Here is a 24,375-nt window from a genome sequence, read left to right as displayed (position 1 = left end):
TGGCCGCGTTCCTGCGAACGTCCGGGTCCTTCGCACAGCGTAGCGAGCCGCCCACCGCCCCGTCTCAGGTGTGGGCCGTACCTCAGCCGATCACGATCGGCGGCAGACCCGGCAGCAACGGCGGGATCGACACCAGCGGCGGCGCGGGTGTGGTGGTGCTCGGCACCGGTGGCCGGGACGTCGCCGGCGGCTGGCCGTACACCGGGGGTGGCGTCACCCCGCCGGTCGGCGCGGGGATGCCCGGGGTCGCCGCCGCGTCCGACGGGGGCAGCTGCGTGCCGGTCGCGACCGGGTCCGTGCTCCCGGCCGACGACGGCGCGACCGAGGCCGTCGTGGGCTCTCCGCCGGCGGACGGGACCGGCCGCTGGGTGCACTCGCCGGTGGCCGGGAGCGGACCCAGCTCGTCGGACGTGCCGGTGGTGATCCGGTAGCAGTTGATCCGCGCCGCCAGCCCGCTCGTGCGCTCCTGGACCTTGCCCAGCAGGTCCCGCACGTCGCCGAACACCGGCGCCGCGTCGGCCGGGAGCGGCTGCGCGGCCAGCCTCGCCGCCTGGTTGCGCGCCCACAGCCGGACGTCGGACAGCGCCTGCGCCCCGCCGCCGTCGCTGGTCGCCACGGCGGACATCTGGGCGACGCCGGCCCGCAGGTCGGTGGCGAAGTCGTCGTAAGCGGTCCGGTAGTCGGCTTGGCCCGCGCCCTCGGCGGCCAGTTCGCCGAGCTCGGTGATCCGGTTGGTGGCGAACTCGAGGTGCTTGCGGGCCTTTTCCTGGTCACCGAACGTCAGGCCCAGCGCCGTCGACTCGCCGGCACGCTTCACGTTGTACAGCGGGTCACCGGGCAACGCGGTGCGCGAGAGCACCAGCGTCAGCCCGGAGAGGACGAGGAACAGGAAAAGCGCGGCGGCCACCAGGTCGGCGGTCCGCGGCCGCCACCTCCGACGTGGGGTGGTGGCCGCCGCCGTCTCCAGGCGGCCCGCGATCTCCGCGCGGATCCGCTGCCGGGTCTCCAGGTCCGGGGACCCGGCCGCGCCGAGGTCGCGCAGCGCGCCGACGAGCGCGAGTTCGTCGGCGAACTCACCGTCCCGGCGTACCGGCGACGGTTCCAGGGCACGCGCGAACCGCTCGCTCTCGGCTCGCTCACGCGCAAACCTCACGGCGCTGCTCTCCATCCCGGGCTTCGGCCGGTCCTGACACCGGTCTGCGTGGGGTAACGATCCAGAAGCCGTGAGGGTTACCCGTTTCGGCCGGCGATCGGGAAAGTTCGCGGGTTCAGCGCAATCCGGTGGGCAGGAGCTGTGCCAAACGGCGTACCGCGCGGTGCTGCAGCGCCTTGATCGCCCCTTCGTTGCGGTTCATGATCTCGGCCGTCTCGGCGACGGACAGCCCCTGCAGGAACCGCAGGATGATGCATTCCCGCTGGTCGGCGCCCAGTTCCGCGACGCAGCGCAGCAGTTCGGCCCGGGTGGCGCGGCTGATCGCCTCCTGTTCGGGGCCGACCTGGGCGGTCGCGCCGACGCTGAACGGCGCCGAGCCGGGCTCGGTGACCTCGTCGGTGACCACCTCGAGCTTGAACCGGCTCGACTTCACGTGGTCGAGCACGAGGTTGCGGGCGATGGTGACGAACCAGGCGCCGACGTCACGGCCCTGGTAGCTCACCGACGTGATCCGGCGCAGCGCGCGCAGGAACGTCTCGCTGGTGACGTCCTCGGCGAGGTCGCGGTCGCCGAGCCGGAACAGCACGTAGCGGTAGACGACGTCGACGTAACGGTCGTAGAGCCGGCCGAAGGCGGAGGAGTCACCGTCCTGCGCGGCGCGCACCAGTTCCCAGGCCTCGGCCTTCGCGGCCTCGGCGCGCTCGTCGTCGGACGCCTGCCTGCTCAGCGGCACGGCCGGCGAACGCCCGAAGACGCGCTCGGCGAACATGAAGACGGGGCCGCGGCTCACGGCGGTCGGCAAGGTCATCGGGCGGCACCTCCGGCGGCGGCTTCGACCCAGTGGGCCACGGTACCCCCGGAACCCGGACGAGCAGGGGCCTGCCGTCTCGCGTGCCCCACGACCTCGTGGGCAGGCAAGTTCGTCACGGCGACTCCCTCTCTCCGGTCGCGGCGGTGATCAACACCACCGGCGCGACGCAGTGCAGCATACGTGTTGTTACCGCGAAGTAGGTAGTGGTTCCGGGGGTTGCGCAGACGCGACGCTCGTGGTCAGCACCCATGACGCCGCTTCAGATGACAGACTTGCAACGGTTCGCACGGACGAGGAGAGGTGGGCCGCGGGTGAGTGCTCAACAGGGGTCGCAGCCGGGGATCGGCGGGCTGCTCACGCGGGCCGCGGCGACGTGGCCGGAGCACCCGGCGGTGTGCGAGACCGGCACCGGGCGCAGTCTGACCTACCGCGAGGTCGACGCGGCCGCCCAGGCCCAGGCCCGCCGGCTGGCCGACGCCGGCGTCGAGCCGGGCGACCGGGTCGGGCTGCGGCTGCCGACGTCGGTGGACTTCGTGGTCGCCTTCTTCGGCGCGCTCCGGGCGGGGGCGGTCGTCGTGCCGCTGTCGCCGCAGGTGCCCGGGCCCGAACTCGGGCAGCTGCTCGAGCACAGCAGCGCGAAGGTCGTCGTCCAGCGCGACGCGGACGAGGACCTCCCGGACGGGGTGAGCGGTCTCACTCCGGCCGGTGACCCGGACGGAGGAGGCGAGTTCGCCGATGCCGGCGGGTCCGGGGAGGACATCGCGGTCATTTCGTACACGTCCGGCACCACCGGGCCGCCGCGTGGGGTGATGCTGTCGCACCGCGCGCTGCTGGCCAACCTCGAGCAGATCAGCGCGGTCGAAGGCGTCCTCGAACACGACGACCGGGTGCTGATCACCATCCCGCTCTTCCACGTCTACGGCCTCGGGCCCGGCCTCCTGCAGGCCACCGCCGTCGGCGCGACCGCGGTCCTCTCGGAGCGCTTCGAGGCCCAGCGCACGCTGGACGACTGCGCCGAACACCGCATCACCTCGATCACCGGTGTCCCGACGATGTACGGCGAGTTCGCCGCGCTGGGCGCCGACGAGCTGCGCCGCGGCCTGGCCACCGTGCGGCGGATGACGTCGGGCGCCGCGCCGCTGCACCCGAAGGTGCTGACCGCGATCCGCGAGGCCACCGGCCTCGACGTCTACGAGGGCTACGGCCTCACCGAGTGCGCGCCGGTGGTGACTTCCACGCTGGTCACCGGCTACCCGAAGCCGGGTTCGGTCGGGCGGCCGCTGCCCGGGATCGAGCTGCGGCTGGTCGACAGCGACGGCACCGACCAGGCCGTGCCGCTCGACCCCGACGACGTCGACGACGTCTTCGAGGCCGACGGCGAGACCGGGCTGGTGTCGATCCGCGGCGCCAACCTGTTCTCCGGCTACTGGCCCGACGGTGGCCACGGCCCGGACGCCGAGGGCTGGTTCCGCACCGGCGACGTCGGCTACCTCGACACCGACGGCGACCTGCACCTGGTCGACCGGGCCAACGACCTGATCATCGTCAACGGCTTCAACGTCTTCCCGCGCGAGGTCGAGGAGGTCATCGGGCAGCTGCCCGAGGTGGCCGAGGCCGCGGTCGTCGGCGTGGTCGACGAGCGCAGCGGCGAAGCGGTCAAGGCGTTCGTCGTGCCGTCGGCCGGGGCGGCGCTGTCCGAGCAGCAGGTCGTCGACCACTGCGCGGCCCGCCTGGCCGGGTACAAGGTGCCGCACGCGGTGGAGTTCGCCGAGTCGCTGCCGCATTCGGCCACCGGGAAGCTGCGCCGCATGCGGCTGCGGTAGGAAGGACGGCATGGCGCACGAAGTGACGGTGATGGGCCGGGACGGCTGCCACCTGTGCGAGGTCGCGGAGGCCGACGTCGCCCGGATCTGCGGCGAGCTCGGCGTCGCCTGGACGACCCGGGACGTCGACACGGACCCGGAGTGGCGCGCCGAGTACGGCGACCGCGTCCCGGTGATCCTGGTCGACGGCGCCGAGCACGGGTACTGGCGCGTCGAAGAGGACCGGCTCCGGCGCGCGCTCGCGTAAGACGTAACACGTCCGTAAGCCACGTGGGGCCGCCTCGGCGGGCTCGCGCTCCGAAGATGGAGGCGTGAGCACTCTGCAGGACGCACCGCCCGAAACGCGTCGCCTTTCGCTGCCGGTCGCGACGCTGATCGGCCTCCTGGCGCTGGCGGCCGCCCTCGGCGTGGGGCACCTGGTCGCGGGCTTCGTCGGGTACACCGCGTCGCCGTTCATCGCGGTGGCGAACTACGTCGTCGACCACAGCCCGACCGGCATCGTGAAGTGGGCCGAGCGGACGCTGGGCACCTGGGACAAGCCGGTGCTCAAGCTCGGCCTCGCCGTGGTGCTGGTCCTGTGCGCGCTGCTGGCCGGGCAGCTCTCGCGCCGGACGCCGCGGGCCGGGCAGGTGCTCGTCTTCGTGCTGGGTGCGGCCGGGGTGGCGGCGGTGTACGCGCGCAGCGACCTCGGGCAGGTCTCGCTGCTCGCGCCGGTCGCCGCCCTGGTCGCGGGGCTCGCGGTGTTCACCTTCCTGCACCGGATCGCGCAGCCCGTGGCGGCCGGGCCCGAGCGGGGCTTCGACCGCCGCAAGTTCCTGCGCGCCGGGGTCGGCGTCGCCGCCGGGTCGGGGATCGCGGCCGTCGTCGGCCAGGTGGCCGGGACCGGCTCGGACGCCGAGGGCTCGCGGGCCGCCGTCGGGCCGCTCGTCCCCGCGCGCACCGCGCCGCCGCTGCCCGCGGACGCCGACTTCGCGAAGCTCGGCTCACCGCCGTTCGTCACGCCGAACGCGGACTTCTACCGCATCGACACCGCGCTGGTCGTGCCGCAGATCCGCACCGAAGACTGGAGCCTGCGGATCCACGGGATGGTCGACCGCGAGGTGACGTTCTCGTACGCCGACATCCGCAACCGGCCGCTGGTCGAACGCCAGGTGACGCTGACGTGCGTGTCCAACGAGGTCGGCGGCCCGCTGATCTCGAACGCGACCTGGATCGGCGTCGACCTGACCGACCTGCTCGCCGAGGCCGGCGTGCGGGCGGGCGCCGAGCAGATGTTCGCCACCAGCGTCGACGGCTGGACGTGCGGCACCCCGGCGAACGTCGCCCTCGACCCGGCCCGCGGCGCGATGCTGGCGATCGGGATGAACGGCGAGCCGCTGCCGGTCGAGCACGGTTTCCCGGCGCGGATCGTCATCCCCGGCCTCTACGGCTACGTGTCGGCGACGAAGTGGGTCAAATCCCTCGAATTCACCCGATGGGATGGCCGGCAGGCGTACTGGCTCAGCCGTGGGTGGGCCGAGCAGGCGCCGATCAAGACCGCATCGCGGATCGATACGCCGAACGGGTTCGCCGGCGTCACCGCGGGCAAGGTCCGGCTGGCCGGCACGGCGTGGGCGCAGCACACCGGTGTCGCGAAGGTCGAGGTCCGGCTGGATCAGGGGGAGTGGCGGGCCGCCACGCTCTCGGCCGAGGTGAGCAAGGACACCTGGCGGATGTGGTGGATCGAACTCGACGTGCCGAAGGGCACGCACCAGGCGTTCGTCCGGGCCACCGATCAGGACGGCCACGCGCAGACGGAGAACCGCGCGGACCCGGTGCCCGACGGCGCCACCGGCTGGCACTCGATCACCCTCGACGCCCACTGAGGCCCGGAAGTGCCTGGCGGACAAGGATTCTGACGCGGTGTCGTGATCGCCGGGGCCTCGTGGCGGGTCCGGAACCGCCTCCGACCAGTGACTTTGTGCGTGCGTTCACAAGTGGTCTACCGTAGGGCCATCGCCCGGACGGCCGGTATCGAACCGGACTCCGGGTCCTGGGGTCAAGGCACAGTTCCGACAGTCGCGGCGATGGCCGCCAGACGCGCACAGCGAGCAGGAGACAACGGCGTGGTGACAGAGCGGGGGAGGCGCGACGCGGCGGACTCCCCGGGCCGGGCGCCACGACGGCCCCGCCGTCAGGTCCCGGACGCCGACAACGCGCCGACCGCCGAAATGCCCGCGGTACCCGCCGGGGAGCCGGTCCGCAACGGGGACGCCCCCGAGGCCGTCCGGGCGAAGTCGATTCCCGAGGCCGCGGTCGCCCGGCTCGCGGTCTACCTCCGCGTCCTGTCCGGAATGTCCGAACAGGGTGCGACGACCGTTTCGAGCGAAGAGCTGTCGCAGGCGGCGGGCGTCAATTCCGCGAAACTGCGCAAAGACCTCTCCTACCTGGGCTCCTACGGCACCCGCGGCGTCGGCTACGAGGTCGCCGTCCTGGTCAGCCAGATCGAGCGCATCCTCGGCTTGACCCGCCAGCACAAGGTCGCCGTGGTCGGGATCGGCAACCTGGGGCACGCGCTGGCCAACTACGGCGGCTTCCCGGGGCGCGGCTTCCCGGTCGAAGCGCTGTTCGACCTGGACCCCGACCTGATCGGCGTGCCGGTCGGCGGCCTCCCGGTGTCGCACATGGACGACATCCCCCGGATCTGCGCCGAACGCGGCATCTCCATCGGCGTGATCGCCACCCCGCCCACCGCGGCGCAATCGGTGTGTGACCGGCTGGTCGCGGGCGGTGTCCAGTGCATCCTCAACTTCGCTCCCGTCGTGCTGCAGGTTCCGCCTCACATTGAGGTCCGGAAAGTGGATTTGGCCGTGGAGCTGCAGATACTCTCGTTCCATGTGGCCCGCCGGGCGGACAGTGAAGCCACAGCCGCCGGTAATCAGGGCAATTCCGGATTACCCGGTGCGGTGCTCCCGTCCGGCAACGGGACCGGCAGGCGGAACGGCACGGGTCCGGACGGCGGACGGGAAATGGTGGTGCGCTCATGAGCGTTTTGGCGGTCGGCCTTTCGCACCGGAGTGCGGAGCTGAGCACGCTCGAGCGCGTCGCGGTTCCGGCGCCCGAGATCGGCAAGGTGCTGGACGAGCTGCAGCAGGCCGAGCACGTCAGTGAGGTCATGCTCGTCTCGACCTGCAACCGGATCGAGGTCTACGCAGTCGTCGAGACCTTCCACGGCGGCCTCAACGACGTCTCCGAGGTGCTGGCCCGCCAGGCCGGGATGGCTCCGGCCGAGCTCTACGACAGCCTGTACGTGCACTACGCCGGGGCCGCCGTCGAGCACCTGTTCTCGGTCACCTCGGGCCTCGACTCGATGGTCGTCGGCGAGACGCAGATCCTCGGCCAGATCCGGTCCGCCTACGCCACCGCGCGCGAAGCCGGCACGGTCGGCCGCACGCTGCACGAGCTGATCCAGACCACGCTGCGCGTCGGCAAGCGCGTGCACACCGAGACCGGCCTCGACGCCCTCGGCGCGTCGGTCGTCTCCGAAGCGCTCGCCGCGGCCGGGGACGTCACCGGCAAGCACGCCGTCATCGTCGGAGCCGGTTCGATGGGCGCGCTGAGCGCGTCGCAGCTGCGGAAGGCCGGGATCGGCGAGATCACCGTGGCCAACCGCACCGACGCCCGCGCCCGCCGCCTCGCCGCGAACGTCACCGAGCAGGGCGTACCGGCCCGCGCGATCCCGCTGTCCGCGGTCACCGACGCGGTCCGCGAAGCCGACATCGTGATCTGCTGCACCGGCGCGCAGGACGCCGTCTTCGGGCCGGAGCAGGTGCTGCCGCGCGGCGGCCGGAACCTCGTCGTCTGCGACCTCGGCCTGCCCCGCGACGTCGACCCGGCGGTCGGCGAGCTGGCGGACGTGCGGGTGGTCGACCTGGCCACCATCCAGCGGCGGATGCGCGAAGCGGGAACGCCGACCACCGAGCGCCAGACGGCCAAGGCGACCGGGATCGTCCTCGACGAGGTGCGCGACTACCTCGCCGGGCAGCGCAGCGCCGAGGTGACGCCGACCGTGACCGCGCTGCGCCGCCGCGCGGCCGAGGTCGTCGACGCCGAGCTGCTCCGGCTGGACAACCGCCTGCCCGAGCTCGACGCCGGGGTCCGCGAGGAGGTCGGCCGGACGGTCCGCCGGGTGGTCGACAAGCTGCTGCACGCGCCGACGGTGCGGGTCAAGCAGCTGGCCGCCGAGACGGCCGAGACCGATTACGCGAACGCGTTGCGCGAACTGTTCTGCCTCGACCCGCAGGCGCCCGCCGCGGTGACGAGCCCGAAGCCCCCCTCAGAGAAGAAGTAGTAGTGACCAGAGTCATTCGCATGGGCACGCGCGGTTCGAAGCTCGCGCTCGCCCAGACCGGGACCGTCGCCGACGCCCTGCGCGCCACCGGCGCCGAGGTCGAGATCGTCAAGGTGACCACGCCCGGTGACCAGTCCTCCGCCCCGATTCCCACGATCGGGGTCGGCGTCTTCACGTCGGCGCTGCGGGAAGCCTTGCTGCGCAACGAGGTCGACGTCATCGTCCACTCCTACAAGGACCTGCCGACCGCACCCGAACCGGGCATCACGCTGGCCGCCGTGCCGCCGCGCGAGGACCCGCGGGACGCGCTGGTCGCGCGTGACGGGCTGACGCTCGGCGAGCTGCCGCCCGGCTCGAGCGTCGGCACGGGCTCCCCGCGGCGCACCGCGCAGCTGCGCGCGCTGGGTCTCGGTTTGGAAATCGTGCCGATTCGCGGCAATATCGACACCCGCATGCGCAAGGTGACCGACGGCGAGCTCGATGCCGTGGTGCTCGCGCGTGCCGGACTGGCCAGGGTCGGACTGGCCGAGGCGATCACCGAGACCCTCGACCCGATCCAGATGCTGCCCGCGCCCGCACAAGGCGCGCTGGCGGTGGAGTGCCGGACCGCCGACGTGGATCTCGAGCGGCTGCTCGCTTCCACATTGGACGACAAGGGCACGCGGGCCGCGGTGACGGCCGAGCGTGCGCTGCTGGCCGCGCTCGAGGCGGGGTGCAGCGCGCCGGTGGGCGCGCTCGCCGAGATCGTCGAAGATCTCGACGCCGACGGCAAGGTCGTGGAACGGATCTCGCTGCGCGGCACCGCCGCGGCCGAGGGCGAGAACGGTGCGGTGGACATGGTCCGGGCCTCCGCACTGGCCGAAAAGGACCAGGCCGCCCAGCTGGGCAAGGACCTGGCCGCCGAGCTGCTGGACCTAGGGGCCGGAGCACTCGCCGATCCCGCCGAGTGACCTGGGCGTCACACATCCGAACGTAGGAGACCTGTGGCCGGGCGATCCCGCACGGCCGCCGCAAGAGGAGAAACGCACAGATGACCCCCGCGCGAAAGACCACCGGGCGCGTAGCCTTCGTGGGCTCCGGGCCCGGCGACGCCGGCCTGCTCACCGTCCGCGCCCAGGAACTGCTCGCCAAGGCCGAGGTCGTGGTGACCGACCCCGACGTGCCGCAGGCCGTGCTGGCCATGGCCGCCGAGGGCGCCGAGGTCCGGCCCGCCGTCGGCGAGGCCGCCGAGGTCGCCAAGGACCTGACCACCGAGGCCAAGGCCGGCCGGCTGGTGCTGCGCCTGGTCGCGGGCGACCCGCTGACCACCCCGGCCGTGGTGGCCGAGGTCCAGGCGGTCGCCCGCACGAGCGCCGTGTTCGACGTCATCCCGGGGGTTTCCCCGGCCGCGGCCGTCCCGGCGTACGCGGGCGTCGCGCTGGGCGGCACGCACACCGAGGTCGACGTCCGCGGCGACGTCGACTGGGCGGCCCTGGCCGCCGCGCCCGGCCCGCTGGTGCTGCACGCGTCGTCGGCGCACCTGGCCGAGGCCGCCTCGGCGCTCACCGGCAACGGCGTGCCGGCGGCCACCCCGGTCGCGGTCACCGCGAACGGCACCATCAACACCCAGCGCACCCTCGACACCACGCTCGAGAAGCTGGCCAACGACGCCGGCGAGCTCGTCGGGCCGCTGATCGTCACGATCGGCCAGGCCGCCGGGCACCGCTCGAAGCTGTCGTGGTGGGAGTCGCGGGCGCTGTACGGCTGGAAGGTCCTGGTGCCGCGCACCAAGGAGCAGGCCGGCGAGATGGCCGAGCGCCTGCGCGGCCACGGCGCGACGTCGCACGAGGTGCCGACCATCTCGGTCGAGCCGCCCCGCAGCCCGGCTCAGATGGAGCGCTCGGTCAAGGGCCTGGTCGACGGCCGCTACCAGTGGATCGTCTTCACCTCCACCAACGCGGTGCGCGCGGTGTGGGAGAAGTTCGAGGAGTTCGGCCTGGACGCCCGCGCGTTCTCCGGCGTGAAGATCGCCTGCGTCGGCGAATCGACCGCGGCGAAGGTGCGCTCGTTCGGCATCATCCCGGAGCTGATCCCGTCCGGCGAGCAGTCGTCCGAGGGTCTGCTGGCCGAATTCCCGCCGTACGACGACGTCCTCGACCCGGTCGACCGCGTGCTGCTGCCGCGGGCCGACATCGCGACCGAGACGCTGTCGGCCGGCCTGCGCGAGCGCGGCTGGGAGATCGACGACGTGACGGCCTACCGGACCGTCCGGGCCGCGCCGCCGCCCGCCGAGACCCGCGAGATGATCAAGACCGGCGGGTTCGACGCGGTCTGCTTCACCTCGTCCTCGACCGTGCGGAACCTGGTCGGCATCGCCGGCAAGCCGCACACCCGCACGCTGGTCGCGTGCATCGGCCCGAAGACCGCCGAGACCGCGGTGGAGTTCGGGCTCCGGGTCGACGTCCAGCCGGAAAAGGCGGACGTCCCGCACCTGGTGGACGCCCTCGCCGAGCACGCCGCCCGGCTGCGCGCCGAGGGTGCGCTGCCGCCGCCGCGGAAGGCGAAGCGGGCCCGCCGCTCCTGAGGTTCCCAAAGCCGTGAATGCCACCTTGAGTCCCTCAAGGTGGCATTCACGGCTTTTCAGCGGGGGTGCTCGGCGCGCCAGGCGACGTAGTCGGCCACGGAGGCGGCGACGTCGAACTGGGGCTTGAAGCCGGTGTCCTCGGTGAGGCGGGAGATGTCCAGGTACGGGTCCTCGCCCGGGCCGTTCGCGCGTCCCGGCGCAAGGTCCAGCTTCAGGACCTCCGCGAACTCGCCGTACGTGAAGCGGCGACCGCTCGACACGTTGTAGGTGTCGTGCCGCAGCGTCTCCGCCGTCGTCAGGAGGGCGATCGCGCGGCCCGCGTCGGGCGCGTAGCAGACGTCGCCGCCGTCTTCGGCGTGCAGTGTCGGGGGTTCCGAGCCGCGCAGGGCCGCGTTGACCAACGGCGGAATGGGGCAGAACGGGGACTCGGGGTCGACCAGTGGGCCCCAGATCGTTCCGATCCGCAGCACCACCGGCTGGACGCCGCTGCCCGCGAGGCTGTGTGTGGTGAGCGGCTCGACCGCCTTCTTGAACGCGATGATCAGGTGCGGCAGGGCGGCCGTCGGAAGCGAGAGGCCTTCGGTCCAGGGGATCTCGGGCCGGCCGAAGTAGACGCCGAGACTGCTCGCGACGGCGAACCGGCGGACACCCCAGGCCCGGGCCGCGTCGAGGGCGTTGAGCAGGCCGGCCGTGTCCGTGCGGAAGAAGTCCACCGGGTTCTCGCCGGGGATGCTGCCGGCCAGGTGGACGATGTCGGTGATGGCGTGGCGCTCGCCGAGCGCGAGGAACGCGGCCCGGTCGGTGACGTCCAGCGCCTCCACGGTGACCCGGCCGGCCAGGAACGCGGGGACTTCGCCGCGGCGGTGCGCTGTGACGACCACGTCGTGGCCGAGGTCGAGCAGGGCGCGGGCGGTGTGGGCGCCGATCATGCCGAGGCCGCCGGTGACGAGGATCATCGCGCCAGGCTAGGGGCGCCGGGCGGCCGGTTCTTGAACGAATCGCGCAGGAACGGCCGGTAGGACGCGGAGTGGTCGTGGCCGCACGCGCACTCCTCGACGCTGCCGCCGAGGAGCGCGCGCGGGGTGAGCCCGGTCAGGCGGAGGCACTCCCGGCTCAGGTGGGCCTGATCGGCGTACCCGGTGTCGGCGGCGAGGCCGGCCGGGCCCGCGGCGCCCGCCTGGGCCAGCGCGAGGAAGCCCTGGAACCGCAGCTTCCGCTGGAGGGCCTTCGTGCGACGCCGACCGCTTGCAGGCAGCGGCGGCGCAGCTGCCTCGGGGACAGCGCGAGGTGCGCGGCGAGGTAGTCGATGTCGACCGGGCGCCACGGCATGAGCAGCCGCACGGCCGCCCTCACCAGCGGGTCCACCGCACTCCGCGGCAGCTGGGCCTGCAGGACGGCGAGCGCCCGCTCCGGCGATCCGGCCCGCGCCACGGCGTCGGCGAGCCCGGTGGCCCGGCCGCCCCACAGGTCCGCCAGGTCCAGGTGCTGGTCGACCAGGGCGTCGAGGGCCACCGGCAGCGGCGGTGCAGCGCCCGGCCGGAAGCGCAGCCCGACGAGGGTGGTGTGCGCCGGGACGACTTCGAGCCGGGCCGTGGTCAGCGGGCCGAGCAGCCGGGGACGGCCGCCGACCGGGAAGTGGAGCTCGACCCCGCCCGTGGGCAGGTGCCGCTGCCCGTGGGCACGTCACCGGTGCGCTGGACCCAGACCGTCCGCACGACCTCGGCCAGCGCGGGCACGGGAAGGCGTTCGACGTACTCGGTCACCCTCGTACCGAAGCGCTCGCGCGAGAGCGCCGTCAAGGCCCTGAGCACCCTTGCGGAACTCCGGCAAAAGCGGCGGGAGTAGCTTGGAGGGGTGTTCCCCGAGCATCGTCCCCGCAGGCTTCGCACCACCCCGGCCATGCGCAGGCTGGTGGGCGAAACGACGCTGCGGCCACGCCAGCTGATCCTCCCGATGTTCGTCGGCGAAGGGCTCGACCAGCCCCGGCCGATTTCGAGCATGCCGGGCGTCGTCCAGCACACCCGGGACACCCTGCGGAAGGCCGCCGTCGACGCGGTCAACGCCGGGGTCGGCGGGCTGATGCTGTTCGGCATCCCCACCACGCGCGACGCCGAGGGCTCCGGAGCCGTCGACGAAAACGGCATCCTCAACGTCGCCCTGCGTGATCTGCGGCAGGAGCTGGGGGACGCCACCGTGCTGATGGCCGACACCTGCCTCGACGAGTTCACCGACCACGGCCACTGCGGCGTCCTGGACGCCGACGGCGCGGTCGACAACGACGCCACCCTGCGGGTCTACGCCCAGATGGCCATCGCGCAGGTCGAAGCCGGGGCGCACGTGCTCGGGCCGTCCGGGATGATGGACGGCCAGATCGGCGTCATCCGCCGGGCGCTCGACGAGGTCGGGCACAAGGACGCGGCGATCCTCGCGTACGCCGCGAAGTACGCCAGCGCGTTCTACGGCCCCTTCCGCGAGGCCGTCGATTCGCAGCTCAAGGGCGACCGCAAGACCTACCAGCAGGACCCGGGCAACGCCCGCGAGGCGCTGCGCGAGATCGAGCTGGACCTCGCCGAGGGCGCGGACATGATCATGGTCAAGCCCGCGCTGTCGTACCTGGACGTCGTCAAGGCGGCCGCGGACATCTCCCCGGTCCCGGTGGCGGCGTACAACATCTCGGGCGAGTACGCGATGGTCGAGGCCGCCGCCGCGAACGGCTGGCTCGACCGCGAGCGGACGGTCCTCGAGGTGCTCACGTCGATCCGCCGCGCGGGTGCCGACCTGATCCTCACCTACTGGGCCACCGAAGCCGCTACCTGGCTGGACTGACCGGCTAGAGTCCACGCGTGGCCGACAAAGACACCGAGGACCTGAGCGGTCTCACCGACGACGAACGGCGCAAACGCGGCCTCTCGCCCGACCCGCTGCTGCCGGGCGAGAGCGCGCCGAAGGTCGCGCCGCCGAGGTTGGTGCAGGTGTCCTTCTGGCTGTGGCTCGTGGGCGGGGTGGTGCTGATCGGCGGCCAGGTGCTCGCCCTCGACCTCAAGCAGCAGCTGATCGACCAGCTGATCACGCAGAACCGGGAGGCCGGCCGCCAGGTCGACCCGGCCGCGGTGGCCGGCGGTACGACCACCCTCCTCTGGCTGCTCCTCGTCGGCGCGGTGGTGTTCGCCCTGCTGATCGCGCTCTTCGCCTACAAGGCCCGCGAAGGCACCCGCTCGGCCCGCACCGTGCTCACCGGGCTCGCCATCGCGTGTGTGCTGTTCCAGTTCGCTCTCTTCAGCAGCCTGCCGTCGCTGATCGCGGTGCTGCTGTTCGTCGTCGCGCTGGTGCCGATGTACCTGCCGTCGGTGAGCGGCTACTTCCCCAAGGCCGGCCCGAAGCCGTGAGCGAACGGCTCTACGCCGAATCCGGCGTGAGCTGGGCCGCCATCGGGTGGGGGCCGGTGTTCGCGCTGGTGGGCGCGCTCGCCGAGCTCGTCACCGGCGGCCCGGTGCACGTCGTGGGCTGGCTGATGGTCGGGTTCGGGTTGTGCGTCCTCACCGTGCCGTGGGTGTACGCGCGCCGGCGGTTCCTCTCGCTGGAAGTCACCACCGAGCAGCTGCGGCAGGGCCGGGAGAAGGTGCCGGCCGGGCAGATCGCCGAGGTCGCCGACGTCGGCACGCCGGTCGGCACGCGGGTGCTCGGCGGTGGCTGGTCGGTGCCGCGCAAGTACGACTCGCTGCCGGTGAAGCTCGCCGACGGCACGGTCGTGCTCGCCTGGGCGAAGGACGTCGAGGCGCTCCAGGAGGCGTTGGACCGGCTCGTCCGGGCGACGCCGCGTGAAGCATGAGAAAATCGCCGCTGTGATCGACCTTCCGCAGCCCACCGGGGCCGAGCTCTGGCCGCCGGAAGAACCCGGCCCGCGCGCGCGGCTGCACAAACCGTGGCGGACGCTGGTCGCCGTCGTGGAGGTCGTGCTCGCGGTCCTCGCCGGCTGGGCGGCCTACGCGTGCTGGCACAGCAGCGTCGCCACCGTCGTCACGCGGACCGAAGACGGTGCGGTGCTCGAGTCGCACCGCTCCTTCGGCGGGTTGATCGCGGCCGCCATCGGGCTCGGCACGGTGGCCGCGCTCCTCCTGGTCGACGCGGTCCGTCAGCTGTCGCTCGCGATCCGGGCGCGGAGGCCTCGAGCCAAGGGCTGATACACAGCTCACGCACAGGCAACCAACAGTCAATTGCTAAGCACCGGCACCAGGGTTGCCGGCATGACGCGCGTGCGTGCCTCGAAGGCATGGGTGATCAACGGAGCTCTGGTCGTACTGCTGGCCGGGGCGGGATTCGGGATATACCAGGCGTTCAGCCCCGAACCGAGCTCGGCGCAGGCGCAGACGCGCAGTACCCCGGTCCGCTTGGCGACAGTCACCGAGACCGTTTCCGCCGCCGGGACCCTCGCCAGCAGCTACACCGGCGCGGCGAACTTCGCGACGGCCGGCAAGGTCACCTCGATCGACGTGAAGGTCGGTGACGTCGTCAGCGCGGGACAGAAGCTCGCCACCATCGACAGCACCCAGGCGGCGAAGCAGCTTCAAGTCGCAAAGGCGAATCTCGCGGTCGCGCAGGACAGCCTCGACACCGCCGAGACGGCCGAGGACACCCCCGCCACCGGACAGAACGGCCAGAGCGGCCAGAGCGGCGCGGCCACCAGCGTCACCTCGGCGCAGGCGAAGCTCGACCAAGCCCAGCTCGATGTCCAGACCGCCCAGCAGGCGCTCGACAACACGACGCTGTACGCCCCCGGCGCCGGCACGGTCACCGCGATCAGCGGCGCGGTCGGGCAGCAGTCCTCCAGCGGCTCGTCGGCCGCCTCCTCGTCTTCGACGGGCAGCGGCCAAGGCGGCCAGGGTTCGTCGTCGAACTCCGCCGCCGCGTCGAGCAGCACCAGCAGCTCCGGGTTCATCACCATCACGAACATGACCGGCCTGGTCGTGAACACGTCGGTCGCGGAGATCGACGTCAGCAAGGTCAAAGCGGGCCAGAAGGCCACGGTGACGCTCAACGCGCTGCCGGACAAGCCCGTCCAGGCGACCGTGTCGAGCGTCAACCTGACCCCGACCACGAGCGGCAGCGTCGTGTCCTACGGCGCGCAGCTGGCCCTGACCAGCCCGCCGGACGGGCTGCGGCCCGGCCAGTCGGCGAGCGTGGTGATCACCGTCGCCGAGGCGCAGAACGCGCTGAGCGTGCCGGCCGCGGCGGTGCAGACCGTCGGCAGCACCAACGTCGTCACCGTGCAGGAGAACGGCCGGAACGTCACCCGGCAGGTGCAGGTCGGCCTGCGCGGCGAATCGACGGTCCAGATCATCTCCGGGCTGGCCGAGGGCGAGAACGTCGTGCTCACCGGGACGACCGCGACCGGCGCCACCGGCGGGACCGGCCGCACGGGCGGCACCGGCGGGCTGGGCGGCACCGGCGGCTTCCCGGGCGGCGGCCAGCGCGGCACCGGCACCGGCACCGGTGCGGGTGGCGGCTTCGGCGGACGCGGATGAACCCGGTGATCGCGGTCTCCGGGCTGCGCAAGACCTACGGGGCCGGCGAGACGGCGGTGCACGCCCTGCGCGGCGTTGACCTCACTGTGTGGCCGGGCGAGTACGTCGCGATCATGGGCGCGTCCGGCTCGGGGAAGTCGACGCTGCTGAACATGCTGGGCTGCCTCGACGTGCCGACGTCCGGCCAGTACCTGCTGGACGGGTTCGGCGTCGGCAAGCTCAACGAACGCCAGCTGGCCCTGCTGCGCAACCGGAAGATCGGCTTCATCTTCCAGTCGTTCAACCTGGTGCCCCGGACGTCGGCCCTGTCCAATGTGGAGCTGCCCCTCGTCTACAGCGGACTGCGGCGGGCCGAGCGACGCAGCCGCGCGCTCGCGGCGCTGGAGATGGTGGGGCTGTCCGACCGGGCCAAGCACCTCCCGAGCGAGCTCTCCGGCGGCCAGGTCCAGCGCGTCGCGGTGGCGCGGGCCCTGGTCACCGGCCCGGCGATGCTGCTGGCCGACGAGCCGACCGGCAACCTCGACCGGCACAGCACCGAGGACGTCCTCGGCGTGTTCGACCGGCTCAACCGGCTCGGCCGCACCATCGTCGTCATCACGCACGAAGACGAGGTCGCGGCGCACGCGCACCGCGTGGTCCGGGTCGACGACGGGCTGATCGTGGCCGACGAAACGACGCGCGCGGTGGGAGCGGTCCGGTGAACGTCCTCGAAATCCTGCGCTTCGCCGTGCGCGGGCTCACGGCGAACAAGTTGCGCTCGGCGCTCACCACGCTCGGCATCACCATCGGGGTGGCGGCGGTGATCCTGCTGGTCGCGGTGGGCAACGGCGCGTCGGCGGCCATCGCGGCCAGCATCCAGGGCCTCGGCACCAACGTCGTCAACGTCTCCCCGGCGCGCGGCGGCGGACAGGGCGCGACAGCGCGGCCGCTGACCGTCCAGGACGCGCACGCGCTCGCCGACCCCGGCGGCGCGCCGGACGTCAAGGCCGCGTCGCCGGTGGTGAACACGACGGCGACCGCGACCTACGGGCAGACGTCGTACGACATCTCCAGCGTCGCCGGCACCGAACCGGCGTACTTCACGACGACCAACCGCGAACTCGCCCAAGGGCAGCTGTTCACCGGCGAGGACGTCACGGCCGCGCGGAAGGTCGTCGTGCTCGGCCCGACGACGGCGGAGTCGATCTTCGGCACCGCCACAGACCCGGTCGGCAAAAACGTCCTGCTGAACAGCATCCAGTTCACCGTGATCGGCGTGCTGCAGGCCAAGGGCAGCACCGGGCTGCAGAACGCCGACGACGTCGCCATCGCGCCGATTTCGGCGGTCCAGAACTCCCTCGCCGGCTACGGCAGCCTCAGCCAGATCGCCGTCCAGGCGACCAGCGCGGATTCCGTCTCGCTGGCCCAGTCGGAGATCACCGCCATCCTGAACGCCCGGCACGGCATCCGGCTCGGCGGCACCCCGGACTACCAGATCCAGAACTCCGAACAGCTGCTCGCGACCCGGACGTCGGCGACCGAGACGTTCACCGTGCTGCTGGCGGCGGTCGCGGCGATCTCCCTGCTGGTCGGCGGCATCGGCGTCACCAACATCATGCTCGTCACGGTGACCGAGCGGATCCGCGAGATCGGCATCCGCAAGGCCATCGGCGCCCCGCGCTCGGCCATCCTCGGCCAGTTCCTCGCCGAAGCGACCATGCTCAGCCTGTTCGGCGGGCTGCTCGGCGTCGCGATCGGGCTGATCGGCAGCCGGTTCACCATCTCCGGGATCGAACCCGTCGTGGTGCCGTCGTCGATCCTGCTCGCCTTCGCGGTGTCCGCCCTGATCGGGCTGTTCTTCGGCAGCTTCCCGGCGAACCGGGCCGCCAAGCTGCGGCCGATCGACGCCCTGCGTCACGAATAAGGAGTCCCGAATTGTCCTCCTCCACGACGACCCCGCCGGGCGACGAGCCGACAGCCGTCCTCCCGGCCGTCGAGCCGACCGCGGAGCAGATCGTCGCCAGCCCGGCGGTCGACGGTGACCTGAACGCCGAGATGCGCCAGGCCGCGAAGCCGTTCTCCCGCACCACGCTGGTGCTCGCCGGGCTCGTCGTCCTCGCGATCGCGTTCGGCGGCGGTGCCTGGACGCACGCGGCGTTCGGGTCCTCGTCCCCGTCGACGACCACCCGGCCGGCTGCGGGCGCCCAGGGCAGTACCCAAGGCGGTACCCAGGGCACGACCGGGCAGGGTGGGTTCCGCGGTGGCCGCGGCACCACGGGCACGGTCGACCGCGTCGACGGCACCACGGTGTACGTCAAGACCGCGCAGGGTGCCGACGTCAAGGTGTCCACATCGGATTCGACGACGGTCGGGGTGACCCAGCAGGGCAAGCTTTCCGACCTCAAGCCGGGCTCGACCGTCGTGGTCCAGGGCCAGGCGGGCGCGGACGGGACGGTGACCGCGCAGGCCATCACCCAGGAGGCGGCGCGCTAGTTGAGCGCGATGATCGCGGTGTTGAGCGCCGTCGCGTAGAGGATCCAGCCGAGGTAGGGCACCAGGAGCGCGGCGGCGAGCTTCGACCGGCGGGTGAACAGGACGATCGTCACGATCACGACGACGTCCAGCACGACGATGTCGACCAGCGCCGCCTTCGCCGCGCCGCCCTCGAAGAACAGCGGCGTCCAGAGCAGGTTGGCCAGCAGGCCGATGCCGTACGCGGCGAAGCCCCGGGTCTCACCGTCCGTGCGCCAGTAGCACCACCCGGCGAGCGCGATCATGACGTACAACACCGTCCACACCGGACCGAACAAGGACGAGGGCGGCGCCCACGGCGGCAGTTCGAGCCGCGCGTAGACGTCCTTCGCCGACGACGCGGCCAAGCCGCCGACCACGGCCACCACGGCGACGACGCCGAGGAAGCCGGCCAGCACCAGCCACGGGTTGCGGTGTGGGACGCGTTCGGTCACCGGCTGTTCCCCTCCCCGGGCGGCTGCCCGCCATCCTAGGCCGGTTTGGGAGACTGAACCTCATCCTGGTCAGGCCGGCGCTACGGATTGCGACCGGCCGCCTGCGGTGACCTCTCGCGCCGGCCGACGGCTGGATGAGGTTCACTGAAGAGGTGAGCACTGGAACCGAGCAGTCCAAGGCATGGTTCGAACGCGCGAAGGCGGCCATCCCGGGCGGGGTGAACTCGCCGGTCCGGGCGTTCAACTCGGTGGGCGGCACCCCGCGGTTCATGGTCCGCGGCGAGGGCCCGCACCTGTGGGACGCCGACGGCCACCGCTACGTCGACCTGGTGTCGTCCTGGGGCCCGATGATCCTGGGCCACGCGCACCCGGCGGTCGTCGAGGCGGCGCGCACGGCGGCGACGTCCGGGCTCTCGTTCGGCACGCCGACCATCGGCGAGGTCGAGCTGGCCGAGGAGATCATCGGCCGGGTCGAGCCGGTCGAGCGGGTCCGCCTGGTCAACTCCGGCACCGAAGCCACGATGAGCGCGATCCGGCTGGCCAGGGGGTTCACCGGCCGGTCGAAGATCGTGAAGTTCGCCGGGTGTTACCACGGTCACGTCGACGCGCTGCTCGCGCAGGCCGGCTCCGGTGTCGCGACGCTCGGGCTCCCGACGTCGCCGGGCGTCACCGGCGCCCAGGCGGCGGACACGCTGGTGCTGCCCTACAACGACCTCGACGCCGTCCGGCAGTCCTTTGCGGACAATCCGGGGCAGATCGCCGCGGTGATCACCGAGGCCGCGGCCGGCAACATGGGCGCGGTCGCGCCGGACGAGGGCTTCAACGCGGGCCTGCGGGACATCGCCCACGAGCACGGCGCGCTGCTGATCATGGACGAGGTGATGACCGGCTTCCGCGTCTCGCACGCGGGCTGGTTCGGCCTCGAAGGCGTGGCCGGCGACCTCTACACGTTCGGCAAGGTGATGTCCGGCGGGCTGCCGGCCGCGGCCTTCGGCGGCCGCGCCGACGTGATGGCCAAGCTCGCCCCGGGTGGGCCGGTCTACCAGGCCGGGACGTTGTCCGGGAACCCCGTCGCGGTGGCCGCGGGTCTGGCGACGCTGCGTGCGGCCGACCACGCCGTGTACGCGGCTCTCGACGCCAACGCGAAGCGCCTCGGCCACCTTTTCGACGCCGCTTTGAGTGAAGCGGGGGTCGCGCACAACGTCCAGTACGCGGGCAACCTCGTGAGCGTGTTCTTCGGGGAGACGCCAGTCCGGGACTACGCCGGCGCGCAGGCGTCCGAGATCTGGCGGTTCCCGCCGTTCTTCCACGCGTTGCTCGACGGAGGCGTGTACGCACCCCCGAGCGCGTACGAGGCCTGGTTCGTCAACGCGGCCATGGACGACGAAGCGTTCGCGGTGATCGAAGCGGCTCTGCCCGCGGCGGCGCGCGCGGCGGGTGGAGCCGTCCAGTGACCACCGTCGTCCACATGCTGCGTCACGGCGAAGTCCACAATCCCGAGAAGATCCTCTACGGCCGCCTCTCCGGTTACCGGCTCTCCGAGCGCGGGCAGCGCCAGGCGCTCACGGTCGCCGAAGCGGTGGCGGGGCACGACCTCGTGCACGTCGTCGCGTCGCCGCTGCAGCGGGCGCAGGAGACGGCGGCCCCCATCGCCGCCGCGCACCGGCTGGACATCGCGACCGACGAGGGCCTGATCGAGGCGGGCAACCAGTTCGAGGGCCTGCACGTCGCGGTCGGCGACGGCGCGCTGCGGGAGCCGAAGCACTGGCCGAAGCTGGTCAACCCGTTCAAGCCGTCGTGGGGCGAGCCGTACCTCGAGATCGCGCACCGGATGCTCGGCGCGGTCCACCGGGCGCGCGAGGCGGCCCACGGGCACGAAGCCCTGTGCGTGTCGCACCAGCTGCCGATCTGGACGCTCCGGCGGTTCCTCGAGGGCAAGCGCCTCTGGCACGACCCCCGGCGCCGCCAGTGCTCGCTGGCCTCGCTGACCAGCCTGGTCTTCGACGGCGACGAGCTGCGCGAGATCGTCTACAGCGAGCCCGCGGGCACCACCGACCCGAAGGTGACCGGGGCATGAGGCTCTTCTGGGCGGTGGCCGCGGTGCTGGCCCTCGCGGGGTGCAGCGCGGGCAAGGACGCGGTGGTGCAGGGGAGCAGCTTCAGCTTCGTCTCGCCGGGCGGCAAGGTCGACATCACCTACGACGTCGCCCAGCGCCAGACGGCCCCGGTCCTGGCCGGCGACGACCTGATGAACGAGGGCAAGCAGCTCTCGCTGGCGGACTTCCCCGGCGAGGTCGTGGTCCTGAACCTGTGGGGCCAGTGGTGCGGCCCGTGCCGCACGGAGGCGCCGGAGATGGAGTCGCTGGCCAAGCAGGGCGTCCAGGTGGTGGGCATCGACGTCCGCGACCCGGCGCGGGAGGTGGCGCAGGACTTCGTGCGCGACCGGAAGCTGACGTACCCGTCGATCTACGACCCGGACGGCCGGGTGCTGCTCAAGCTGAGCGGCTACCCGCGCAACATCATCCCGTCGACGATCGTGCTGGACAAGCAGCACCGCGTGGCGGCGGTCTTCCTGCGGCCGGTGCTGGCCCAGGACCTGCTCCCGGTGGCCCAGCGGCTGACGGCGGAGACCTGATCGATGGCTTTTGCCAGCCTGCCGGCGTCGACCGGGGCCACGACGGCGTCCGCGCTGCTCAAGGAGCGCACCGTCCCGCTCGGGCCGGGCCTGGCCCGAGCGGGACCAAGGTCCTGAACTGCTGTGACCGAGGTCCTGTGAACCGGCCCCGGCGTTCTCACCGGGACCTCACTGCCTACCCTCAATCCCGTGAACTCCGTGACCGAGCTGGCGATCTCCGGACCGCTGCTGCTCGCCGCGGGTGTCGCGCTGCTGGCCGGAACGCTCTCCTTCGCCTCGCCGTGCGTGGTGCCGCTCGTGCCGGGGTACCTCGCGTACCTCGCCGCGCTGGTCGGGGCGGATGCTCCCGCCGTCAGCGCCGATGAGGAGCGCAAGCGGGGACGGTGGGCCGTCGTGGGCGCCGCGCTGCTGTTCGTGCTCGGGTTCACCGTCGTGTTCGTCGCGACCATGGGCACCCTCGTCTGGCTGGCCGCCACGCTCACGCTCAACCAGGACCTCCTGCAGCGCATCGGCGGCGTGCTCACCATCGCCATGGCGCTGGTGTTCCTCGGCTGGATCCCCGGCCTGCAGCGCGAGGTCCGCTCGCACCACGTCCCGCGCGGCGGCGTCTGGGGCGCCCCGCTGCTCGGTGCGATCTTCGGCCTCGGCTGGACGCCCTGCATCGGCCCGACGCTGTCGGCCGTCACCACCCTGGCCAGCGCGACCGGCGGCGCCGAGGTCCGCGGGTACGTGCTGATCGCCGTCTACTGCCTCGGCCTCGGGCTGCCGTTCCTGCTCATCGCGCTCGGCGCCCGCTGGGCCGTGCGCGCCACCGACTGGGTGCGCCGGCACGGCCGCCAGGTGCAGATCTTCGGCGGCGTGCTGCTGATGATCGTCGGCATCCTGCTGGCGACCGGCGTCTGGGGAGATCTGATGGGCTGGCTCCGCAACGAACTCGCCGTCGACCTGAGGCTGCCGCTGTGACGCTCGCCGACGTACTTCTTCCCGCGGAGGCGGCATGAGCACAGTCGAAGCGCCCCCGGTGGCTCCGCAGGGGCCCACGCCCGCCAGGCGCACGTTCGCTTTCCTGCGCAACACCTGGCGCGGCCTGACGTCGATGCGCACCGCGCTCGTCCTGCTGTTCCTGCTGGCACTGGCCGCCCTGCCCGGCGCGCTCCTGCCGCAGCGGAAGCTCAACGCGCCCAAGGTCGACGAGTACATCGCCGCCCACGGCTGGTGGGGGACCCTGCTCGACAAGCTCGAGTTCTACGACGTCTACTCCAGCATCTGGTTCTCGGCGATCTACCTGCTGCTGATGATCTCGCTCGTGGGCTGCCTGACCCCGCGCAGCTTCGAGTACGTCAAGGCCATGCGCGCCAAGCCGGTGCTGACGCCGCGCAACCTGGCCCGGATGCCGCACTACCGGCTCGGCCGCGGCCAGGCCGACGCCGCCGCCGAGATCGCGGCCGTCCACAAGCAGCTCTCCGGCTGGCGCCGCGTCGAGCGCGAGGAAGCGGGCGGCGTCCGCACGATCTCGGCCGAACGCGGGTTCCTCCGCGAGACCGGCAACCTGATCTTCCACTTCAGCATGCTCGGCCTGATCGTGTTCTTCGCCCTCGGCAAGCTCTACGGCTACGAAGGCCAGGTCATCGTCCAAGCCGACGGCGACAGCTTCTGCAACGCCGGCATCTACAACTACGACTCCTTCAACGCGGGCCTGCGCGTCGACGGCACCGAGCTCGAACCCTTCTGCGTGAAGGTGAACGACTTCACCGCGCGCTACACCGAGTCCGGCCAGCCCGACTACTACCACTCGAACATCGAGTACCAGTCCGGCCGGGACCTCGAGACGGGCACCTGGCGCCCGTACGGCCTCGAGGTCAACTCGCCGCTGCGCACCGCCGGCGACCGCGTCTACCTGCTGGGCCACGGCTACTCGCCGAAGTTCACGATCACCTTCCCGGACGGCTCGCAGCGCACCCAGAACACCCAGTGGCGCACGGTCGACCCCACCACGATGCTCGCCGAAGGCGCGACGAAGTTCGACCAGCCCGGCGTCACCGACGAGGTGCAGCGGCGGACCCGCCAGCTGGCCATCACCGGCTTGTTCGCACCGACGGCGTTCCTGCACGGCAACGTCCTGACCTCGTCGGCACCCGAGGCGAACGACCCCGCCGTCGCCGTCGACGTCCTGCGCGGCGACCTCGGCCTCGACGCCGGGCGCGGCCAGTCGGTGTTCGAGGTCGACCAGTCGCTCGTCGACGACGGCAGGCTGAAGAAGGTCGCCCGCGAGAACCTGAAGGCGGGCCAGGAGATCAAGCTCGACGACGGCACGAAGATCCGCTTCGACGGCGTCGGGCAGTGGGTCTCCCTCCAGGTTTCCCACGACCCGACGCAGGGCTTCGTGCTCGGCTTCGCCATCGCGATGTTCCTCGGCCTCGGCGCGTCCCTGCTGGTCAAGCGCCGCCGGCTGTGGGTGCGGGTGAAGCCGGGGACCGGGGACGACCCGGGTACCGTGATCGAGGTCGCCGGGCTGGCCCGCACGGACCAGGCCGGGTACGGCGAAGAGTTCCACCGGGTCAGCGAACGCCTGATCAGTGGGCAGAAGGGCTGAG

26 protein-coding genes are annotated in these 24,375 nt (G+C 72.3%); 21 read left to right on the top strand and 5 right to left on the bottom strand.

The genetic code is table 11. The features are described 5' to 3' along the window. Positions 1-82: 82 nt before the first annotated feature. Entirely contained in the window at positions 83-1,153 is a 1,071-nt protein-coding gene (locus tag AB0M80_RS03710) for a DUF5667 domain-containing protein (protein WP_364558287.1), read from the bottom strand. A gap of 115 nt (positions 1,154-1,268) precedes the next feature. Then, entirely contained in the window at positions 1,269-1,961 is a 693-nt protein-coding gene (locus AB0M80_RS03705) for a sigma-70 family RNA polymerase sigma factor (protein WP_364558284.1), read from the bottom strand. A gap of 314 nt (positions 1,962-2,275) precedes the next feature. On the opposite strand from AB0M80_RS03705, the gene AB0M80_RS03700 reads away from it, so the two are divergent. From AB0M80_RS03700 to AB0M80_RS03670, 7 genes are all read left to right on the top strand, one after another. Then, the gene (locus AB0M80_RS03700) at positions 2,276-3,787 is read left to right on the top strand and encodes an AMP-binding protein (RefSeq protein WP_364558281.1); all 1,512 of its coding nucleotides are present in this window, start codon (positions 2,276-2,278) and stop codon (positions 3,785-3,787) included. Positions 3,788-3,797: 10 nt separating this feature from the next. Continuing rightward, complete coding sequence (locus AB0M80_RS03695; protein WP_364558279.1) at positions 3,798-4,034, top strand: glutaredoxin family protein; 237 nt, start codon at positions 3,798-3,800, stop codon at positions 4,032-4,034. 64 nt (positions 4,035-4,098) lie between these two features. After that, positions 4,099-5,652, top strand: coding sequence for a molybdopterin-dependent oxidoreductase (locus tag AB0M80_RS03690; RefSeq protein WP_364558276.1), 1,554 nt, complete (start codon positions 4,099-4,101; stop codon positions 5,650-5,652). Positions 5,653-5,892: 240 nt separating this feature from the next. Further along, a complete protein-coding gene (locus tag AB0M80_RS03685; RefSeq protein ID WP_364558273.1) occupies positions 5,893-6,813 on the top strand; it encodes a redox-sensing transcriptional repressor Rex in 921 nt (306 codons plus the stop codon). Further along, positions 6,810-8,117 carry a glutamyl-tRNA reductase gene (locus tag AB0M80_RS03680; RefSeq protein WP_364558271.1) on the top strand — a complete coding sequence of 436 codons (1,308 nt, stop codon included), beginning with the start codon at positions 6,810-6,812 and terminating at the stop codon, positions 8,115-8,117. Before AB0M80_RS03685 ends, AB0M80_RS03680 begins: the two co-directional genes overlap by 4 nt. Before the next feature lie 2 nt (positions 8,118-8,119). Continuing rightward, positions 8,120-9,067, top strand: coding sequence for a hydroxymethylbilane synthase (gene hemC, locus AB0M80_RS03675; protein WP_364558268.1), 948 nt, complete (start codon positions 8,120-8,122; stop codon positions 9,065-9,067). 80 nt (positions 9,068-9,147) lie between these two features. Then, positions 9,148-10,680, top strand: coding sequence for a bifunctional uroporphyrinogen-III C-methyltransferase/uroporphyrinogen-III synthase (locus AB0M80_RS03670; RefSeq protein ID WP_364558265.1), 1,533 nt, complete (start codon positions 9,148-9,150; stop codon positions 10,678-10,680). 56 nt (positions 10,681-10,736) lie between these two features. On the opposite strand, the gene AB0M80_RS03665 is transcribed toward AB0M80_RS03670, so the two are convergent. After that, positions 10,737-11,636 (bottom strand): NAD(P)-dependent oxidoreductase, encoded by a 900-nt coding sequence (locus AB0M80_RS03665; protein ID WP_364558263.1) that lies wholly within the window; start codon positions 11,634-11,636, stop codon positions 10,737-10,739. 157 nt (positions 11,637-11,793) lie between these two features. Further along, positions 11,794-12,192: a hypothetical protein gene (locus AB0M80_RS03660; protein WP_364558260.1), complete on the bottom strand. Its 399-nt coding sequence runs from the start codon at positions 12,190-12,192 to the stop codon at positions 11,794-11,796. A gap of 51 nt (positions 12,193-12,243) precedes the next feature. Here AB0M80_RS03660 and AB0M80_RS03655 point away from each other — a divergent pair, with 51 nt between their 5' ends. The 9 genes from AB0M80_RS03655 to AB0M80_RS03615 all read left to right on the top strand — a co-directional run bounded on the left by AB0M80_RS03655 (position 12,244) and on the right by AB0M80_RS03615 (position 18,674). Continuing rightward, entirely contained in the window at positions 12,244-12,525 is a 282-nt protein-coding gene (locus tag AB0M80_RS03655; RefSeq protein WP_364558259.1) for a hypothetical protein, read from the top strand. A gap of 9 nt (positions 12,526-12,534) precedes the next feature. Further along, positions 12,535-13,506 carry a porphobilinogen synthase gene (gene hemB / locus AB0M80_RS03650; RefSeq protein WP_364558256.1) on the top strand — a complete coding sequence of 324 codons (972 nt, stop codon included), beginning with the start codon at positions 12,535-12,537 and terminating at the stop codon, positions 13,504-13,506. A 17-nt stretch (positions 13,507-13,523) separates the two neighbouring features. Continuing rightward, positions 13,524-14,066 (top strand): hypothetical protein, encoded by a 543-nt coding sequence (locus AB0M80_RS03645; protein WP_364558254.1) that lies wholly within the window; start codon positions 13,524-13,526, stop codon positions 14,064-14,066. Further along, a complete protein-coding gene (locus AB0M80_RS03640; RefSeq protein ID WP_364558251.1) occupies positions 14,063-14,509 on the top strand; it encodes a hypothetical protein in 447 nt (148 codons plus the stop codon). Before AB0M80_RS03645 ends, AB0M80_RS03640 begins: the two co-directional genes overlap by 4 nt. A 13-nt stretch (positions 14,510-14,522) precedes the next feature. Further along, positions 14,523-14,861 (top strand): hypothetical protein, encoded by a 339-nt coding sequence (locus AB0M80_RS03635; protein WP_364558248.1) that lies wholly within the window; start codon positions 14,523-14,525, stop codon positions 14,859-14,861. A 63-nt stretch (positions 14,862-14,924) separates the two neighbouring features. Next, a complete protein-coding gene (locus tag AB0M80_RS03630; RefSeq protein ID WP_364558245.1) occupies positions 14,925-16,202 on the top strand; it encodes an HlyD family efflux transporter periplasmic adaptor subunit in 1,278 nt (425 codons plus the stop codon). Then, positions 16,199-16,903 carry an ABC transporter ATP-binding protein gene (locus tag AB0M80_RS03625; protein ID WP_364558243.1) on the top strand — a complete coding sequence of 235 codons (705 nt, stop codon included), beginning with the start codon at positions 16,199-16,201 and terminating at the stop codon, positions 16,901-16,903. The genes AB0M80_RS03630 and AB0M80_RS03625 overlap by 4 nt, the downstream gene beginning before the upstream one ends. Further along, positions 16,900-18,105: an ABC transporter permease gene (locus AB0M80_RS03620; protein WP_364558241.1), complete on the top strand. Its 1,206-nt coding sequence runs from the start codon at positions 16,900-16,902 to the stop codon at positions 18,103-18,105. Before AB0M80_RS03625 ends, AB0M80_RS03620 begins: the two co-directional genes overlap by 4 nt. 11 nt (positions 18,106-18,116) lie before the next feature. Further along, on the top strand, positions 18,117-18,674 hold the full coding sequence (locus AB0M80_RS03615) for a hypothetical protein (protein ID WP_364558238.1): 558 nt from the start codon (positions 18,117-18,119) through the stop codon (positions 18,672-18,674). Here AB0M80_RS03615 and AB0M80_RS03610 read toward each other — a convergent pair. Continuing rightward, complete coding sequence (locus tag AB0M80_RS03610; protein WP_364558235.1) at positions 18,671-19,147, bottom strand: TspO/MBR family protein; 477 nt, start codon at positions 19,145-19,147, stop codon at positions 18,671-18,673. The genes AB0M80_RS03615 and AB0M80_RS03610 overlap by 4 nt on opposite strands. Before the next feature lie 152 nt (positions 19,148-19,299). Here AB0M80_RS03610 and hemL point away from each other — a divergent pair, with 152 nt between their 5' ends. The 5 genes from hemL to AB0M80_RS03585 all read left to right on the top strand — a co-directional run bounded on the left by hemL (position 19,300) and on the right by AB0M80_RS03585 (position 24,374). Further along, entirely contained in the window at positions 19,300-20,601 is a 1,302-nt protein-coding gene (gene hemL / locus AB0M80_RS03605) for a glutamate-1-semialdehyde 2,1-aminomutase (protein ID WP_364558233.1), read from the top strand. Further along, a complete protein-coding gene (locus AB0M80_RS03600; protein ID WP_364558230.1) occupies positions 20,598-21,224 on the top strand; it encodes a histidine phosphatase family protein in 627 nt (208 codons plus the stop codon). The genes hemL and AB0M80_RS03600 overlap by 4 nt, the downstream gene beginning before the upstream one ends. Further along, positions 21,221-21,781 carry a TlpA disulfide reductase family protein gene (locus AB0M80_RS03595; protein WP_364558227.1) on the top strand — a complete coding sequence of 187 codons (561 nt, stop codon included), beginning with the start codon at positions 21,221-21,223 and terminating at the stop codon, positions 21,779-21,781. The genes AB0M80_RS03600 and AB0M80_RS03595 overlap by 4 nt, the downstream gene beginning before the upstream one ends. A 189-nt stretch (positions 21,782-21,970) precedes the next feature. Continuing rightward, positions 21,971-22,744 (top strand): cytochrome c biogenesis CcdA family protein, encoded by a 774-nt coding sequence (locus tag AB0M80_RS03590; protein ID WP_364558224.1) that lies wholly within the window; start codon positions 21,971-21,973, stop codon positions 22,742-22,744. 34 nt (positions 22,745-22,778) lie between these two features. Continuing rightward, positions 22,779-24,374, top strand: coding sequence for a cytochrome c biogenesis protein ResB (locus AB0M80_RS03585; protein WP_364558222.1), 1,596 nt, complete (start codon positions 22,779-22,781; stop codon positions 24,372-24,374). Position 24,375 lies beyond the last annotated feature (1 nt).

This window comes from Amycolatopsis sp. NPDC051045 (genome assembly GCF_040682955.1).
GTDB lineage: Bacteria > Actinomycetota > Actinomycetes > Mycobacteriales > Pseudonocardiaceae > Amycolatopsis.
The sequence above is the reverse complement of the archived record's forward strand: the minus strand, read 5'-3'. Positions and strand labels throughout refer to the sequence as shown.

Bases quoted from the DNA above. Each gene is read 5' to 3' on its own strand.
- AB0M80_RS03705 (WP_364558284.1), bottom strand. From the start codon at position 1,961: ATGACCTTGCCGACCGCCGTGAGCCGCGGCCCCGTCTTCATGTTCGCC.
- AB0M80_RS03695 (WP_364558279.1), top strand. From the start codon at position 3,798: ATGGCGCACGAAGTGACGGTGATGGGCCGGGACGGCTGCCACCTGTGC.
- AB0M80_RS03680 (WP_364558271.1), top strand. From the start codon at position 6,810: ATGAGCGTTTTGGCGGTCGGCCTTTCGCACCGGAGTGCGGAGCTGAGC.
- AB0M80_RS03670 (WP_364558265.1), top strand. From the start codon at position 9,148: ATGACCCCCGCGCGAAAGACCACCGGGCGCGTAGCCTTCGTGGGCTCC.
- AB0M80_RS03665 (WP_364558263.1), bottom strand. From the start codon at position 11,636: ATGATCCTCGTCACCGGCGGCCTCGGCATGATCGGCGCCCACACCGCC.
- AB0M80_RS03630 (WP_364558245.1), top strand. From the start codon at position 14,925: ATGACGCGCGTGCGTGCCTCGAAGGCATGGGTGATCAACGGAGCTCTG.
- AB0M80_RS03625 (WP_364558243.1), top strand. From the start codon at position 16,199: ATGAACCCGGTGATCGCGGTCTCCGGGCTGCGCAAGACCTACGGGGCC.
- AB0M80_RS03595 (WP_364558227.1), top strand. From the start codon at position 21,221: ATGAGGCTCTTCTGGGCGGTGGCCGCGGTGCTGGCCCTCGCGGGGTGC.
- AB0M80_RS03585 (WP_364558222.1), top strand. From the start codon at position 22,779: ATGAGCACAGTCGAAGCGCCCCCGGTGGCTCCGCAGGGGCCCACGCCC.